A 15299-nucleotide genomic window follows, 5' to 3' on the forward strand; every position below is an offset into this window, starting at 1 on the left:
AAGAATGAAAAGAAAATCACTCCTCCTATGTTCCATGTTATGTATTGGATTTATATTTTTATTTCAATTCTTTCAAGAACCTAAAGTGGAGGGAGATCAATCAGTAGAGAATTTTTATGAAAAAGTAGGAAGCGAAAAAACAATTAACTATTTAATCATCGGTGATAGTATTGGTAGAGGATCAGGGGCATCAGAGCCAAATAAAAGATGGTTTCAAATATGGGAAAATAAAATGAAAGATACATATGATGTTGATTTTAAACGTCATATGGTTGTACAAAGCGGAAGCACTGCTTTTGAAGGGTTAAATAAGCTGAACGCCACTCCGCACCTAGGAAGCATCGATTTAACTTTTATTGTGTTCGGGGAAAATGACCGAAAATATATGAATGAAAAGCAGTTTGCCCAATTTTATGAAGGACTTCTTAGGCAAGTAAAGAAAGATTATCCTGATACAGAAATATATACATTAACAGAATCACCTTTAGATAATGAATTATTCATTCAAAAGATCACAGATATCTCAGCCCATTATTTAGCTAAAAATATTGATTTACGACCTGTATTTAGTGAATCAACTTATTCTGCCTTTGAATTAACGACAGACCTTGTACATCCAAACGATAGAGGCTATCAACTTTATGCCGAAGCGATTTTTCAAGAAACACAAAATTTGATGAATCAGGATACGCAAATAGCTGTACTAGCTGCTCCTCTTCATGATGACGTAAATATCGCCTTACAACAATCTTCAGCCTACACACATGCCAGTCATCCATATAAAGGTATTTACTGGTATAGTGAAGATGCTGGAGAAACAATCAAATTTTCCTTCTCTGGAACTTTTCTCGGGATGAAAGTGAAGAGTCACCCTGCAGGAGGCATGCTCGATATTTATATTGACGGTCAGCCTGTACGAACATTATCAACGTGGTGGCCTTTAGAAAAAGAAAGATATCTATATATATCAAGCGATTTAGAGAAAGGTATTCATCAAGTTACATTTACTGTGTCCAAGCAAAAATCCATCTTTAATGAGTCAGGTAAAGCGGAGATATTTCTTTCAACGATCATTACCGAGGGTACGAACTAGACCGTTTTTCAAAATAAGTGAATGAGCTCTCCTTCCTTTACACACATTAACAAAAAAGGACAGGGAGAGTTTTTCTCATGTATCGATGTTTAGTATTACTCGTTTTCATAGCCTTCATATATTCCAATCATGTGCTTGCCTCTTTTGCTCCAACAGCGGCAGAATTACAAGAACAAGACTACATTCTTGAACAACTCAACCATATCTTAGATGAACCCCATATTACGAGTAAGGAAGAATCAGTTAAACTTGCACATCAACTTTTCGAAAGTTTAAATGAAGAACAAAAAGAAGAGATGATCCTTCCACTAAATAAGGCAATTGCACATAAATGGTCTAATCTACCTATTAATCAAGCAAGTAGAAATGGCGTTCCCTTGTCTGAACTAAATACACAAAGTTTTATACTCGCCATGTTATTACTTCAAGCAAATCTCAGTCCACTTGGCTTTGAGCATATGACAGAAATCATTAAAGCTGATTACTTTTTATCAACAACAATCAAGAACCCTCCATTTAAATGGGGGGCACAAGAATATTATATCTCTATACATGGAAACCCTTCCTATACAAAACCTTGGATGATTCAACTAACAGGGCATCATCTTGCAGAGAATATTTTCATTAACCGTTCAAAAACGACGATTACCCCTGAGTTTACGGGGACGCAACCTCGTATTTTTCAAATAAATAATCGTACGTATCATCCAATGAATGCAAAAGTAAATGCTGTCCATGCACTCTTACTATCTTTATGTAATGAGCAAAAACAGCAAAGTAAACTTAATGATGAGTTTAACGACATTTTACTAGGCCCCGGAAATGACCAATCGTTTCCCACTCAAGAAGGTTTACTTATAAAAAATCTAAATACAGAGCAACAAATACAAGTAAAACACATGATTGAGGAATGGGTCGCTCATGCACCTTATGAAGCAAGAAAGGCATTGCTACACACGTATTTATCTCAGGAACAACTTCAGAAAACGACGATTGCTTGGGCTGGTTCAACTTCAATCAAGCGACCGGGTAGCTACTTTCGTATTGATGGACCGCAAATTTGGATAGAAATCTATAGTAAAGAGGGCGTTGCCAATAAAAAACAAGCACATGTACATTCTATATGGCGCGATAAATTAAATGATTATGGGGGGATATTGAAGTAAATAACATCAGTCTAATTTTTCTGTATCTTACCTGTTATAATCCTGGCTCCTTCAATGACAGTTTCAACTAGCTCTTCTTCTTCATAATCATCAATACGAACAGACGGGATGGTAATAGATATACTTGCTAAAATTTCATTTTGAGGATTAAATATCGGTGCACTATATGAAATCGCACCTTTCACTCTTTCACCATTGCTTTTGGCATATCCTCTTTGTTGAATAGATTGTAGCTCCTCATATAAGACATCTTTATCAATAATCGTCGTACTTGAAAGAGGTTCGAATTGGATTTTTGCTAAATACTCTCTTTGGATGTCTGCTGGGAAATAAGCCAATAATATTTTTGCTGAAGCGCCTGCATATAGTGGTGATTCTTGTCCCACCGTAATCATTGTTTGTAGTTGATGACTGCTTGCGATAAAATCTATACACTTTCTTTTTTCGTTTTCAATCACATTTAAACTAATGCACTCTTCTATTTTCACCCACATTTCTTTCATTACCGGGGCGGCTATGTTTAAAAAACTTGAGTTTTTTTCTACTAAATGACCTAAAAACAATAACTCTAATCCTAACTGATATCTTTTTGTTTCTTCATTTTTATGTAATAAGCCTTCATAAACAAGGGTAGAAAGCAATCTTTGCAAACTAGGTTTAGATAGACCCGTACGTTTATGTAATTCTGTTAATGACAAAGTTTTATGCTCATAAGAAAAAGATCGTAGAATTTGTAATGCTTTATGTAAGGTTTGCATCGAATAGTTCTTTTTAAACATTTGATCATTCATGGATGCATCCATCACCTCTTAAATAATATTTACTTTACAATAAATTTACCATTTTCAAAACCTTTCCACAAGCGGAAAAAGATTTCTTGGGAAATGAAAAGAAGGATTCAACTAAAGTGAATCCCCCTTGGTCTAAATACACTTATATTAAGCTTCTTCAGCAAATAATTTCAGATAACGCCCATAGCCTTCTTTCTCCATATCTTCATATGGTATGAATTTTAAAGAGGCTGAATTAATACAATATCTTAATCCATTCTCACCTGGCCCATCATTAAACACATGACCTAAGTGAGAATCAGCTTCCTTACTACGAACCTCTGTTCGAACCATATTGTGACTGTGGTCTTCTTTTTCTAATACTTCTTTCTCTTCTATTGGTTTGGTAAAACTTGGCCAACCACAGCCTGCATCATACTTTTCCGTTGAACTAAATAACGCCTTACCTGAGACGATGTCAACATAAATTCCCTTTCTAAATTCATCCCAGTATTCATTTCTAAATGGCGGTTCCGTACCATTATTTTGTGTGACATAAAATTGCATCTCATTTAATTTATTCTTCAAATCTTTTTTCTCACTCATCTTTTTTCTCACCCCAATTTTGTTTAATAAACCCTGCTCTACCTGAGCCTTGATGGTAAGCCTGGTAATGAGTTGGATTTTTCTTATAATAATGTTGATGATACTCCTCTGCAGGATAGAAAGCTTTTGCTGGTAATATCTTTGTCACGATTGGATCTTTAAAGGGCCCCTCTTTCTCCAATTTTTCTTTTGAAGCTTCGGCCAATTGTTTCTGCTGTTCATTATAATAAAAAATAGCCGTCTGATAAGATTGGCCCCGATCGTAAAATTGACCACCAGTATCGGTTGGATCAATTTGTTGCCAATACAGTTCAAGTAATCTTTCATACGGGAAAATCGTTGGATCAAACGTGATTTGCACCGCTTCATAATGACCAGTCGTTTCCGAGCAAACCTCTTCATAAGTTGGATTTTCTTTATCACCGCCGGTATAACCAGATATTACCGCTTTAATGCCCGGTAACTCATCAAATGGTTTAACCATACACCAAAAACAACCACCGGCAAATGTCGCTTTTTCCTCATTATTATTCGCCATCTTGTCACACCTCATTTTTATTTTCCTTAGCTCTTAAAGAAATAGCTTGTAACACTAAGATAAAGAAAAGTGGATGTAGATGCAAATAAACAACCTTCAATTTCTACTTATGGTCTCCGAAACCCTCTTCTCTATAATTTTTTAGCGCATTAAACATTTCGATGAATACAATAATGAAAAATCATAAGTAAGGAGGTTGGCTTAACTAATGGTGCAGCAATCATCTTCAGAGCAAAAGGTCTTACAAAAAATGTCGTCACCTGCCAATCAACTACTGAATCAGAACTTAGATGCATTAGGCTATATCCAATTCTTTCATCTCTCTTCAAGTAGCAAAATGATAGATATCTTTATAAATGGTGTCAAGATATACAAACAAATTTCTTATAAACAATTGACTAATAAACTTGCATTACCTGCCTCTAGTTACCATATTGATATTTATCCAACTGACGTCATGGTCTCATCTTTACTTAGTAGAAAAATTGAAGTCCTCCCCGAAACATTGCATAATATCGCACTCTCAGGTGAAGCAAATGACATGAAATATACTGATACACCAACTAGTATCGCTATACCAAATTCACTCAATGCAAAATTTATTCATCTGGTCGCTGATGGTCCATCATTCAAACCGGTAATATTAGCACCCAAAAGTGAGGAATTGCCACTCATACAATACAAGCAATCGAGTAAATGGATGAATCTTTCGCCTAGTATGCTTCAAGGCTGTATTTACGGTTACCCTTATAGAGATTATCTCACATCGTTTCGCTTTCCCCTACAGCCTCAAAAGCAACATCTTATCTATATCTTTGGTTCTGTGACAGGAGATCCACCATTAGAACTAATGGTACTTATTCAATAACTGCCAGAACTTTTCTTATTCGTTCATATAAAAACCTGTAGCTGGTATATTACTCAATAAGAGTACTCGCTACAGGTTAATGCTTACTTTACCGGTACTAATAAAGTAAAGTCAATATCATCTTCTTCTAAATTGAATTCATTCACTTTTACTTTTATATCACTTTTTAAATCCATTTCTGTTAACGCTACATAGATTTTCTCTTCATTTGGTTGGATGACTACCCAATCTGGTGTTTTATAATGATTATTAATTAGTTTGAGTAAGAAGGAGATCGGTAAATCCATTTGGCCAATAGATAAATCCTTTTGTTCCAATACAACATCCCCGTTTGGTAATACAGAGGGTTCAAAAGACATTCTTAAACGCAACTGTTGACTGAATACAGGTAAGGTGCCGTACAAATTCACTTCATCATCCAACCTTACTTCATAGTCCAGTCCTCCGTCTAAAATTTCTTCCTCTAAGTAATGATTAATTAATAGGTTTAAATCATTTTTATTTGTTGATATATGAAATGGAGCGTAATCCGCCTCATTTAATTGCACACTTTCATAAGGGTCATCCTTCGCTGGAATACTAACCATAATAAATAAAATAAGCGCAAATAGAATGATTATACCCAGTAGCCCTAAGAAAAGCACTTTCCATTTATTCCCCTTCAATGAAGCTCCCCCTTAATTCTCTTTATTTTCAATGACAGACTTAATTCCTATTTGATCTAAAACTTGATAAATTCTCCCTGCCATTAATTCATATCCTCGATCATTAGGATGGAAATGATCTGTGAATAGTAGATTTTCTTCACTCGTTTCAAAAATATCATCTACATTTACAAAATACATGTTCTCATACTCACCTAGTACTTGTTGGCTGGCTATATTCCACTGACGCATGATCAAACTTAGCTCTTTAATGCTTGAAAACCATTCTAAAAAAGGGTTATATAATCCCACTAATAATACTGTACTCTTCGGATTATATTCGCGAATGGTATGTAGAATTGTATTTAAATTATCTTCAAAAACATCTTGTTCTTTTTCAAAAGCAGCTACATTTAATTTGGTAAAATTAGATCTGACTACCTTCATAATATCATTGCCACCAATAGTAATAATAACGAGATCCGATTCTGTTACCGCATTTTTTACTTTGTCCATATTAAGCCGTTCTAATAATTGGTTTGACCGATTCCCTTTTACACCATAATTAATAAAACTTGTATAATTAATCGACCGATGTTCCTCTAAGAGCTTCTCTAAATAGGGTATATACCCACCACTTTCAGTCGTGTCGCCTACACCTTGGGTCAATGAATCACCTATTGATACGACATTTAAATCAATGGGGAAAAATTCTGCAGGAATATCTTGTTTAGTTAAATCCTCCATTTGTTTTGCTTCAGCGGCCTCATTATCGCTTGTCATCGCATTGGTATTACAACCCGCCAATAGAACCATGATTGATAGTAATAAGGTGAATATTCTTTTCAATTCTTTCTCACCTCTTTATTAAAGTATGTTTCATTATATCATGTTGTGGTAATCACATAAAAAAGTGTGATTACTTAATAATATTAAATTATACTCTTTTAACCACTATTAAACTTAAATGAAGAGAATAATTTAAATAAAATACCATCTATGGGTACAGAAGAAACAATTTTTCACTTGATACTCTTATGAAATGAAGTTAAAAGCAACACTTAAAGAGGTAAATATATTAGCACAAAAAAGAAGCAAGACCAAGCTTTGAGTTTACACTTTAGGCTTGGTCTTGCTTCTAAGATCTGTTGAATGAAATTATTGAATTTTTTTTATATCGGCAATGATTTCTTCATAAGGAACATCGGATACACCATCATAATCCTTCATAACCACACCATTTTGATCGACTAAATAAATTGAAGTCTGATGAATGACTTGATCATCATTCTTTGGTTTTTTTACTAATGACTTGAAAGAATCAACAGCAAAGCTTTCAATCTCTTCTTGGGTATAGCCCGTTAAAAAATGCCAGTTAGAAAAGTCTATTTCATAGTTGTTCGCAAAATCTTTTAATGCCTCAGGACTGTCCACAGTTGGATCAACACTAAAAGAAACAAACTCTACATTTTCAATCCCTTCTTCTTTAACCTTATCTTGCAATTGACTCATATTATATGTCATTGGTGGACAGACCGTTTCACAGCTAGTAAAAATAAAATCAGCTATCCATACTTTCCCCTCTAAATCACTTAAACCTACAGCCTGATTGTCTTGATTAGTATAATTAAAATCTCCCACATCATAGTTTAGTGCATTTTCTATACCACTTTGGCCACAAGCGGCTAGAATAATTGTAAAAAGACCAATAACCGCGGCTAATTTTTTCAACACTTTCACCTGCTTTTATGTATTTATCAATTCAACATTAATGTACCAAACGAAATTGTTTGAATGAAGAAAAAAGTATGACATCTATGTGAACAAAGGAAAATAATGCAAATACCTCTTCTAATAATCGAATAGAAGAGGCATTTACTGCTTAAAGGTTATTCGATGTGATAACAAAAACCAATTGCGCCTTCACCAGTATGGGTACTAATAATTGGTGTTGTATCCTCTATTGTTACATGATTAAAGCCTGTTAATTCACTGATTACTTCTTTCAGTTTTCTTGCTAATTCTAAACCACCCGCATGGGTAATTCCTACACTTTTAATCGTCTTTCCTTTTGCATCTTCTACTAATTGTTTGGATAAAAACTTTATCACTTGAGAGTGACTTCGTACCTTTGTTATTGGTGTATACACGCCATCTGCTAACGAAGCAATCGGTTTAATATTTAATAGAGAGCCTATTAAACCTTTGCCTTTTCCTATTCTTCCACCTTTAATCAGGTTTTCCAAAGTGTCTACAACAACATAAAGTTTCGTATTTTCTTGAATTTCTTGAATTCTCTGGATAATACGCTTGTAATCTTCTCCCTTATCTGCGAGTTCAGCAGCAGCTATGACTTGAAATGCCAACGCTTTTGAAATGAAGCGAGAATCAATAACAGTCACATTGGCCTCTGTTATGTCTGCAGCAGTTCGAGCAGAATCAACTGTCCCACTCATTCCTCCAGTCATATGGATAGAAATAATTTCGTCGTAACCATCTTTGTTTAGTTGATCATACAATTCTACAAATGTCCCTGTTGCAGGTTGAGAACTTTTAGGAAGCTCATCAGACTGTCGCATTAAATCCAGAAATTCTTGGGGCGTAATATCGACACGGTCCTCATAAGATTGTCCATTAATATTAATTGATAATGGTACAACAGCTATATCTAACTTTGTAATCATTTCAGCTGATAAGTCAACAGTTGAATCCGTTACAATTTTTATTCTAGTCATTCATTCACGTCCTATCATAGCAATTCAACCTTCATTATACATGTATATCACTGCGATTAAAAGATTTATGTTGAAACGTCTTTATACTGTCAAAATTACAATAAAAAAGATTATTACATTTATTTAATGTTTTTTTAGTTAGGTAAACTGGACAAATAATCAATAAACAAAACAAAAAACCTTTCAAAATAAATGTTAACTAAAATACATGATTTCACAGGCATATTAGCTTTTATAACTATGTGGACCCTTTTTATAACTTTCTCAACTTGTTCACTACACTAAAAAAAGACCCCTTTACGGGATCTATCATGCATTGCTTTTTAATTCTTTTGTTTGAAATACCATCTCAACATCTGACCACTTCATCACACGTTTTAGATACTCTTTAAATGAGTACACAGTTGTCTTACAATGTTCCGTATGATAAATTTTCGTTACAAACTGCTGTAGTCGAATGTGTACTAAGAAAAAACAAGGACTATCCTTATCCACTAAAGGAATCTCTGTAATCTTCACCTTCTGTCCAAATACATTTCTGAACTCTAGGCTTTTACATATCAAAATATCAATCCTCATTTTCACCCGTTTAATCGTATTATACATCATTTCGTTTAATAATTCTTCTAGATTTTTTGTGCTTATTAAAATTATGATGAGGAGCTTTCCAATGCTTCTAATTGTTCTTTCTTTAACTTTCTGCGATAAACGATTTTTGATAAGGTAATACTGATTTCATATAGGACAAGAAGCGGAATACTGACGATAATATCTGACATTAAATCAGGTGGTGAAATAATAACAGAAATCACTACAAGAACAAAATAAGCGTATTTCCTGATTTTTGTTAACACGTATGGGTTAATCATCCCGAGGGATGTTAAAAACATCGCCACAACTGGCAATTCAAATAGTATTCCAAAAGGCAACGTCATATGAAATATAAACTGAAAATACTTATCTACCGTAAAACTCATTTCCATCATACCTTCACTTAACCCAGTCAAAAAGTTAAACAATGTAGGCATAATGACAAAATAACCAAAGCTTAACCCAACTAAAAACAATACAAAAAGAGCTGGAATGTAAGCTAATGTAATTTTTCTCTCTTTAGGCACAAGTCCAGGTTTAACAAATTGCCATAATTGCAATGCCACAACTGGTATTGTCCCAGCTATGGCAATAACAGAAGCAATCGTAAAATACACCCAAATGATATCACTTGGTCCAAGTACAATTAACTGCTCTTTCAAATCACGGACAAACCATTGGTAAATATGATCGACGAACAGAAAACCGACAATAAAAAACAATACAAATGCCACTATACAAAGAATTAACCGCTTTCTTAATTCCTCTAGATGCTCAATATAATTCAATTCTTCTTGTTTCATAACCTACTCCTGCTTCGTTTTCAATTTAACCTGTTGAATCTTGCTTCACTTTTGTCCACTATTTAAAGACGAACAAAATGGAAAACCTACACAAAAAACGAGAAACATGTGGTTAGGTCAAAAGTAGTTGATTACTTTGACTAATACATGTTTCTAATTTTCACAATTATTCATTTTCATAACTATATGTAGCCCTTTCGATTAGGCCTTTTTATTCATTGTCTCTCTCTCAGCATCATCGTCATTGGCTAATTCTTTCGTAGATTTCTTAAACTCTCTTAATGTATCACCTAGCGCGCGACCAATTTCGGGTAATTTCTTTGGACCGAAGATGATGAGTGCCAGCACAAGAATGAGAATAAGTCCTGGAAAACCTATGTTTGAAAACATGAAAAACATCCCCTTAAACTGTTGTTCAAGCCATCCCCATTATAGCGTTATTTTAAAAGAAAAGTCAATTAATTCCTAACAATCATTAGACTAAAAGATGAAACAAATTTTCATCATTGTTAATTTCTTGGTAAGAGAATCCTTTTTTATTCATGCGCTCGATTAAACTATGATTATCACGTCGATTCTTTAGCTCAATACCGACTAGAGCTGGACCACTACCTTTATTGTTCTTCTTTGTATATTCAAATCTTACAATATCATCCGTAGGACCAAGCACCTCATCTAAAAACTCTCGTAATGCCCCTGCTCTTTGAGGGAAATTAACAATAAAATAATACAATAACCCTTCATACAACAAGGATCGTTCTTTAATTTCCTGCATTCTTTCAATATCATTATTTCCACCGCTTAAAACACATACAATTGACTTTCCTTTAATCTCATCTTTATAAAAGTCTAAAGCTGCAATTGATAATGCTCCTGCTGGTTCGGCAACAATTGCATGCTCATTGTATAATTCTAATATTGTTGTACAAACTTTTCCTTCTGGGACGCTAATAATGTCATCTACATATCGTTTACAAATATCAAATGTCATCTCACCCACTCTTTTAACTGCTGCACCGTCGATGAATTTATCAATTTCATCTAGGGCCACGACTTGATTTTGTTGAACGGATTCCTTCATCGAAGAAGCTCCTTCAGGCTCGACACCAATCATTTTCGTTAAAGGTGACACACTTTTAATGTACGTGGACAAACCAGACATCAATCCGCCCCCGCCAATACTTGCGAAAACATAATCAATTGGTTCATCGCAATCATGAAGCATTTCAACAGCAATAGTTCCTTGACCAGCTATCACATGCTCATCTTCAAAGGGATGAATAAATGTGCGCCCTTCCTGATTACAGCAAGCCTGAGCCTCAGCGAATGAATCATCAAATGTATCGCCAACAAGAATAATTTCAATTGAATCTTTGCCGAATAATTCAACTTGGCTTACTTTCTGTTTAGGTGTAGTTGCCGGCATAAAGATTTTCCCGTTAATACCTAATCGATGGCAAGCATAGGCAACCCCTTGTGCATGATTGCCTGCACTTGCACAAACAACGCCGTTCTTTATCCGTTCCTCTGGTAATGACATCACTGAATAATAGGCACCTCTTAGTTTAAAAGAGCGTACATGTTGCAAATCTTCCCGTTTAATATACACATTGCACTCATATCTTTCAGACAAGCGATTATTTTTTTGCAGCGGTGTATGGGCAACGATATCCTTTAAGTGCTGGTACGCAATTAAGATATCCTCCAATTGCACCATTTTCTCTTTCACTGCTCTCTGTTCCATTTGCCAACTCATCCCTTTTCCTTTTGTAATTTGTACATTATAACATGAGAATAATAGATTGATGCACAATTTTTTAAAAATTCATGTTTTTTAAAATGAAAACGGTTACTTTATTTCTGATTTTTTAATTTCCTATATATGGAATAATAATCATTTACTTCATAGAAAAAAATTGATGAGGAGATTATAGTGAATCGGGCATAAGACTTGGAGTACATACACTTATAATTGTTCCCGAGCAATAATGGGTTGCACGATTTTTTAGAAGTAAAAACTGGGATGAACGCTTTTTCAAATGTGATTTTACGTTATTCATGGTATGAGGGCAAATTGGCAATGTCATGTTTACATGCAAGAGTCAGAAGAAAAAAGATGACAACTGGTAGAAATGATATTATTTTATAAGAATCACCAGAAAAAAGATAAATGTAGGTGTACCCACCCATAACATATAATTGTTTTTGGACATTCTTAAGTAATCAAAAAAAGAGATTAATAGCTTAACGTTTATAGTTACGCCGCATAATGCATTTTCTTACTCCTTGCCTGTTTTAGGGTAGGCAAATAGATAAAGAACAAATACTTCATAGGAGACCATGAAAAAAACACGAAGCCACTTCGTGTTTTTAATGGCTCATAAAGAAGCCGTCTATTTTATTTTCTAACATATACTTGAAATTCGTAATCGTAAGCATTTTTTTCGTCTTTGCTTCGTTTCTCGACGGACACTTGTTTCCATTCGGTGAGGTCGAATGATGGAAAGCTTGTGTCACCCTCGATTTCAGCATGAATTTTGGTAATATAGAGCTTATCTGCATAAGGTAAAGTAGATTGATAAATTTGCGCTCCACCAATGACAAAAACTTCCTGCTGTTTTTCTTGACTGTATGTAATTAATTGTTCAATCGAATTTAATACTGTTGCTTGCTCTGGAGAAAAATCTGTATTCCTAGTAATGACAATATTTTCTCTTCCTGGAAGTGGCCTTCCAAGTGAGAGCCATGTTCTTCTCCCCATCGCAACTGGGTGACCTAACGTCGTCTCTTTAAAAAACTGCAAGTCCCCTGGTAAATGCCACGGTAACTGATTATCTTTTCCTATCACTCTATTTTCACTCATTGCCCAAATTAATGAAATCATTTTCATATCCTCCAATCGGCACTAGCAATTAATTATAAGTTTAATATAATTCTCTGCACTTGAAAAGAAAATCCAATAATAAAGCTTCTCAGCAAAAGAAAAGCACTCATCCCATGATGAGTGCTTGGTCTACTTAAACGGCAACTGGGGCTTTAATTGTTGGATGAGGATCATAGCCCTCAATTGTTAAATCTTCCATTTCTATATCAAAAATCGAGGTTTTATTGTTATTAATTCGTAGTTGCGGCAATGCCTTTGGTGTTCTTGATAATTGTTCCTGTACTTGCTCAAGATGATTCGAATAAATATGCGCATCACTGATTGTATGAACAAAATCACCAACCTCTAAACCACACTCATGAGCAATTAAATGAGTGAGCAACGAATAGGAAGCCACATTAAATGGAATCCCTAAGAAGGTGTCGCCACTGCGTTGTAATAGATGGCAACTCAACTTACCATTTATGACATAAAATTGGAACATGGCATGACAAGGAGGTAATGCAGCTTTGCTTCCTTTTCCACCTGCATTGATCACATCTTCAGGGTTCCATGCATTCACAATGATTCGTCTTGAGTCAGGGTTATTTTTTATCTGTTCTATCGCATCTTTTAACTGGTCAAGCTCTTCCCCAGTTGAAGCAGTCCAATTTCTCCATTGCTTTCCATATACATTTCCTAAATCTCCGTATTTTTCTGCAAACTCATCGTTAGTAAGGATTCTTTCACAAAACTGTTGTAATTCTTTTTGATAGATTTCATTAAACTCGTTATCAATTAAACAACGTCTACCAAAGTCTGTCATATCAGGACCGTTATATTCATCTGATTCAACCCATTTTTTAAACGCCCATTCATCCCAAATATGGTTATTATGCTGCAATAAATAGCGAATGTTTGTATCACCTTTAATAAACCAGAGTAATTCACTTGCAATTAAACGGAACGGTACACGCTTTGTTGTAAATAATGGGAATCCTTGACTTAAATCGAAACGCATTTGATAGCCAAAAACACTTAAAGTTCCAGTACCAGTACGATCTTGTTTCTTTTGTCCATTTGTTAAAATATGTTGTAGCATGTCTAAATATGCCTGTTCTGGATGTTTCTCCATGACACTCACCTCTTAAACTTTATATCTTAATGATTATGGGCCATTTGTCTAATAAAAGAAAACGTTTTTGGCGCATTTTCATACAAGTAACTTCTCGTTTCTACATTCAAAAAATAAAGGGCAAAGCTCTCAGCAAAATATTCTTCGGAAAACGTAGAGAAATAGGAGTCATTTGGAAATAATCGTGGTTGCTCTTCTTGCCAAATACGAATAAATTGGCTATTCGAACGGATTTCCTCAAAGATATAACGATCAATGGAATGTGCCAGCTCATGTAATTCCAAATTAACGGAGCCATGGTCCATCCCTTGGTCACTATAGCCTATTTTTACAAGCACTGTTTTCCCTCCACCAATGCCTGGAACTTGATCCCATGTCGTTGATGAAGTATATCCACGTGGAATCATTCCAGTTAGATGTTTTACGCTAGGATTCTCTGTCAACCTGCCTGAAAAAAGCTTAATCTTAATATTTTGATTGTCTATTTTTTGTAATAAGGTAGACGGTAATTGGTCCAAGCGGGATATGATGGCAGCTGCTTCTATTTCATCAAAAGATTCTGTTGGTAATAAGACAATCTCTCCTAACAAATCCGCTGATGTAAGATCAACTGCTTGCTTTAGTTCTGAAGAATATGGATAGTTCTTTAACTGAATCGCACCGATATCGGCTTGTGAACTTCCCATTAATGTTAAGGAAACAACTAAAAATAAGCCTGTAAATATCCACTTTTTCATAGCTGTTCCTCCCTTTTCTATCATTAATCGTATCATTACTAGTCTATTAATTATATCATAGATTTTCATTAAATATAAAAAGGACTAATCAAAGATCAGCCCTTTTAATCTAGCACACTTATGAATAAGAACGAACAATATCGCTTAAGGTAGCAGCTTGCGTACCATTCCCTACCGCTGCAAATTTCCAGTCTTGACCATGGCGGTAAATCTCACCAGCAACTAAACTTGTTTTCCCATCGTAATTTTCCGTTAAGTTAAAATGAATTAACTCTTGATGATTATTTGAATTGACAATGCGAATAAAAGCATTCTGAATCATACCAAAATGTTGTTTTCGTTTTACACAATCATAAATATTAACAACAAATACAAGTTTATGGATATGACTAGGAATACGACTCAAATCGATAAGGATTTGTTCATCATCACCATCTCCATCGCCCGTTAAATTATCACCGGTATGTTGAATGCTTCCATCACCACTTTTTAAATTTCCAAAATAAATGACATCTTTATTGTTACGTAATTTATCGTTATCCCCAAGCAGTATAACCGAAGCGTCACAATCGATATCGACACCCCCACCGCCTCCAAAGAGACCAGCTAATAGTCCACCACTACTTTTTTGCTTTACTGGATCCCATCCTAAACCAACAAGTATTTTTGAAAGACTTGGATTCCCTTTTGTTAAATCTACTCTTTGTCCCTTTTGTAAACTAATCGCCATTGTTTATCTCCCCTTTGTTT

General features: G+C 34.8%; 18 protein-coding genes. 3 read left to right on the forward strand and 15 right to left on the reverse strand.

Annotation, left to right across the window (positions count from 1 at the left end):
• The first annotated feature begins 4 nt into the window (after nt 1–4).
• The gene (locus MHI57_RS05480; protein WP_340975326.1) at nt 5–1093 is read left to right on the forward strand and encodes a GDSL-type esterase/lipase family protein; all 1089 of its coding nucleotides are present in this window, start codon (nt 5–7) and stop codon (nt 1091–1093) included.
• A 77-nt stretch (nt 1094–1170) separates the two neighbouring features.
• Complete coding sequence (locus MHI57_RS05485; protein ID WP_307313234.1) at nt 1171–2259, forward strand: DUF3500 domain-containing protein; 1089 nt, start codon at nt 1171–1173, stop codon at nt 2257–2259.
• An 11-nt stretch (nt 2260–2270) separates the two neighbouring features.
• Here MHI57_RS05485 and MHI57_RS05490 read toward each other — a convergent pair whose 3' ends face one another.
• The 3 genes from MHI57_RS05490 to msrA form a co-directional block, all read right to left on the reverse strand.
• Nucleotides 2271–3050, reverse strand: coding sequence for an IclR family transcriptional regulator (locus MHI57_RS05490; RefSeq protein ID WP_180316955.1), 780 nt, complete (start codon nt 3048–3050; stop codon nt 2271–2273).
• A 147-nt stretch (nt 3051–3197) separates the two neighbouring features.
• A complete protein-coding gene (gene msrB, locus MHI57_RS05495; protein WP_095372872.1) occupies nt 3198–3635 on the reverse strand; it encodes a peptide-methionine (R)-S-oxide reductase MsrB in 438 nt (145 codons plus the stop codon).
• Complete coding sequence (msrA, locus tag MHI57_RS05500; RefSeq protein ID WP_095372871.1) at nt 3628–4173, reverse strand: peptide-methionine (S)-S-oxide reductase MsrA; 546 nt, start codon at nt 4171–4173, stop codon at nt 3628–3630. Before msrA ends, msrB begins: the two co-directional genes overlap by 8 nt.
• A gap of 208 nt (nt 4174–4381) precedes the next feature.
• On the opposite strand from msrA, the gene MHI57_RS05505 reads away from it, so the two are divergent.
• Nucleotides 4382–5041 (forward strand): DUF4397 domain-containing protein, encoded by a 660-nt coding sequence (locus tag MHI57_RS05505; protein ID WP_307313227.1) that lies wholly within the window; start codon nt 4382–4384, stop codon nt 5039–5041.
• 83 nt (nt 5042–5124) lie between these two features.
• On the opposite strand, the gene MHI57_RS05510 is transcribed toward MHI57_RS05505, so the two are convergent.
• From MHI57_RS05510 to MHI57_RS05565, 12 genes are all read right to left on the reverse strand, one after another.
• Nucleotides 5125–5706 carry a YpmS family protein gene (locus MHI57_RS05510; protein ID WP_095372869.1) on the reverse strand — a complete coding sequence of 194 codons (582 nt, stop codon included), beginning with the start codon at nt 5704–5706 and terminating at the stop codon, nt 5125–5127.
• Between the two features lie 12 nt (nt 5707–5718).
• Nucleotides 5719–6534 carry an SGNH/GDSL hydrolase family protein gene (locus MHI57_RS05515; RefSeq protein WP_233435227.1) on the reverse strand — a complete coding sequence of 272 codons (816 nt, stop codon included), beginning with the start codon at nt 6532–6534 and terminating at the stop codon, nt 5719–5721.
• A 309-nt stretch (nt 6535–6843) separates the two neighbouring features.
• The gene (locus tag MHI57_RS05520; RefSeq protein WP_370873261.1) at nt 6844–7425 is read right to left on the reverse strand and encodes an SCO family protein; all 582 of its coding nucleotides are present in this window, start codon (nt 7423–7425) and stop codon (nt 6844–6846) included.
• A gap of 149 nt (nt 7426–7574) precedes the next feature.
• Nucleotides 7575–8420 (reverse strand): DegV family protein, encoded by an 846-nt coding sequence (locus tag MHI57_RS05525; protein WP_095372868.1) that lies wholly within the window; start codon nt 8418–8420, stop codon nt 7575–7577.
• A gap of 309 nt (nt 8421–8729) precedes the next feature.
• A complete protein-coding gene (locus tag MHI57_RS05530) occupies nt 8730–8984 on the reverse strand; it encodes a DUF2535 family protein (protein ID WP_095372867.1) in 255 nt (84 codons plus the stop codon).
• 86 nt (nt 8985–9070) lie between these two features.
• Nucleotides 9071–9814 (reverse strand): twin-arginine translocase subunit TatC, encoded by a 744-nt coding sequence (gene tatC / locus MHI57_RS05535; protein ID WP_307313215.1) that lies wholly within the window; start codon nt 9812–9814, stop codon nt 9071–9073.
• Between the two features lie 201 nt (nt 9815–10015).
• Nucleotides 10016–10204 carry a twin-arginine translocase TatA/TatE family subunit gene (locus MHI57_RS05540; protein ID WP_095372866.1) on the reverse strand — a complete coding sequence of 63 codons (189 nt, stop codon included), beginning with the start codon at nt 10202–10204 and terminating at the stop codon, nt 10016–10018.
• A gap of 85 nt (nt 10205–10289) precedes the next feature.
• Nucleotides 10290–11558: a threonine ammonia-lyase IlvA gene (gene ilvA, locus MHI57_RS05545; RefSeq protein WP_095372865.1), complete on the reverse strand. Its 1269-nt coding sequence runs from the start codon at nt 11556–11558 to the stop codon at nt 10290–10292.
• Nucleotides 11559–12212: 654 nt separating this feature from the next.
• Nucleotides 12213–12698: a dihydrofolate reductase gene (locus tag MHI57_RS05550; RefSeq protein ID WP_095372864.1), complete on the reverse strand. Its 486-nt coding sequence runs from the start codon at nt 12696–12698 to the stop codon at nt 12213–12215.
• 133 nt (nt 12699–12831) lie between these two features.
• Nucleotides 12832–13812, reverse strand: coding sequence for a thymidylate synthase (locus MHI57_RS05555; RefSeq protein ID WP_095372863.1), 981 nt, complete (start codon nt 13810–13812; stop codon nt 12832–12834).
• Nucleotides 13813–13838: 26 nt separating this feature from the next.
• Nucleotides 13839–14549, reverse strand: coding sequence for an anthrax toxin lethal factor-related metalloendopeptidase (locus tag MHI57_RS05560; protein WP_307313209.1), 711 nt, complete (start codon nt 14547–14549; stop codon nt 13839–13841).
• Between the two features lie 118 nt (nt 14550–14667).
• A complete protein-coding gene (locus tag MHI57_RS05565; protein WP_340975329.1) occupies nt 14668–15279 on the reverse strand; it encodes a TerD family protein in 612 nt (203 codons plus the stop codon).
• Nucleotides 15280–15299 lie beyond the last annotated feature (20 nt).

It is taken from the genome of Cytobacillus sp. FSL K6-0129, from assembly GCF_038007625.1.
Taxonomy (GTDB): domain Bacteria; phylum Bacillota; class Bacilli; order Bacillales; family Cytobacillaceae; genus Cytobacillus; species Cytobacillus kochii.

What these genes read in the sequence shown, in the direction of transcription:
- MHI57_RS05555 (WP_095372863.1), bottom strand. Translation starts at nt 13,812, where the DNA reads ATGGAGAAACATCCAGAACAGGCATATTTAGACATGCTACAACATATT.
- MHI57_RS05525 (WP_095372868.1), bottom strand. Translation starts at nt 8,420, where the DNA reads ATGACTAGAATAAAAATTGTAACGGATTCAACTGTTGACTTATCAGCT.
- msrA (WP_095372871.1), bottom strand. Translation starts at nt 4,173, where the DNA reads ATGGCGAATAATAATGAGGAAAAAGCGACATTTGCCGGTGGTTGTTTT.
- MHI57_RS05490 (WP_180316955.1), bottom strand. Translation starts at nt 3,050, where the DNA reads ATGAATGATCAAATGTTTAAAAAGAACTATTCGATGCAAACCTTACAT.
- MHI57_RS05485 (WP_307313234.1), top strand. Translation starts at nt 1,171, where the DNA reads ATGTATCGATGTTTAGTATTACTCGTTTTCATAGCCTTCATATATTCC.
- MHI57_RS05560 (WP_307313209.1), bottom strand. Translation starts at nt 14,549, where the DNA reads ATGAAAAAGTGGATATTTACAGGCTTATTTTTAGTTGTTTCCTTAACA.
- MHI57_RS05540 (WP_095372866.1), bottom strand. Translation starts at nt 10,204, where the DNA reads ATGTTTTCAAACATAGGTTTTCCAGGACTTATTCTCATTCTTGTGCTG.
- tatC (WP_307313215.1), bottom strand. Translation starts at nt 9,814, where the DNA reads ATGAAACAAGAAGAATTGAATTATATTGAGCATCTAGAGGAATTAAGA.
- MHI57_RS05505 (WP_307313227.1), top strand. Translation starts at nt 4,382, where the DNA reads ATGGTGCAGCAATCATCTTCAGAGCAAAAGGTCTTACAAAAAATGTCG.
- MHI57_RS05550 (WP_095372864.1), bottom strand. Translation starts at nt 12,698, where the DNA reads ATGATTTCATTAATTTGGGCAATGAGTGAAAATAGAGTGATAGGAAAA.
- MHI57_RS05480 (WP_340975326.1), top strand. Translation starts at nt 5, where the DNA reads ATGAAAAGAAAATCACTCCTCCTATGTTCCATGTTATGTATTGGATTT.
- msrB (WP_095372872.1), bottom strand. Translation starts at nt 3,635, where the DNA reads ATGAGTGAGAAAAAAGATTTGAAGAATAAATTAAATGAGATGCAATTT.
- MHI57_RS05565 (WP_340975329.1), bottom strand. Translation starts at nt 15,279, where the DNA reads ATGGCGATTAGTTTACAAAAGGGACAAAGAGTAGATTTAACAAAAGGG.
- ilvA (WP_095372865.1), bottom strand. Translation starts at nt 11,558, where the DNA reads ATGGAACAGAGAGCAGTGAAAGAGAAAATGGTGCAATTGGAGGATATC.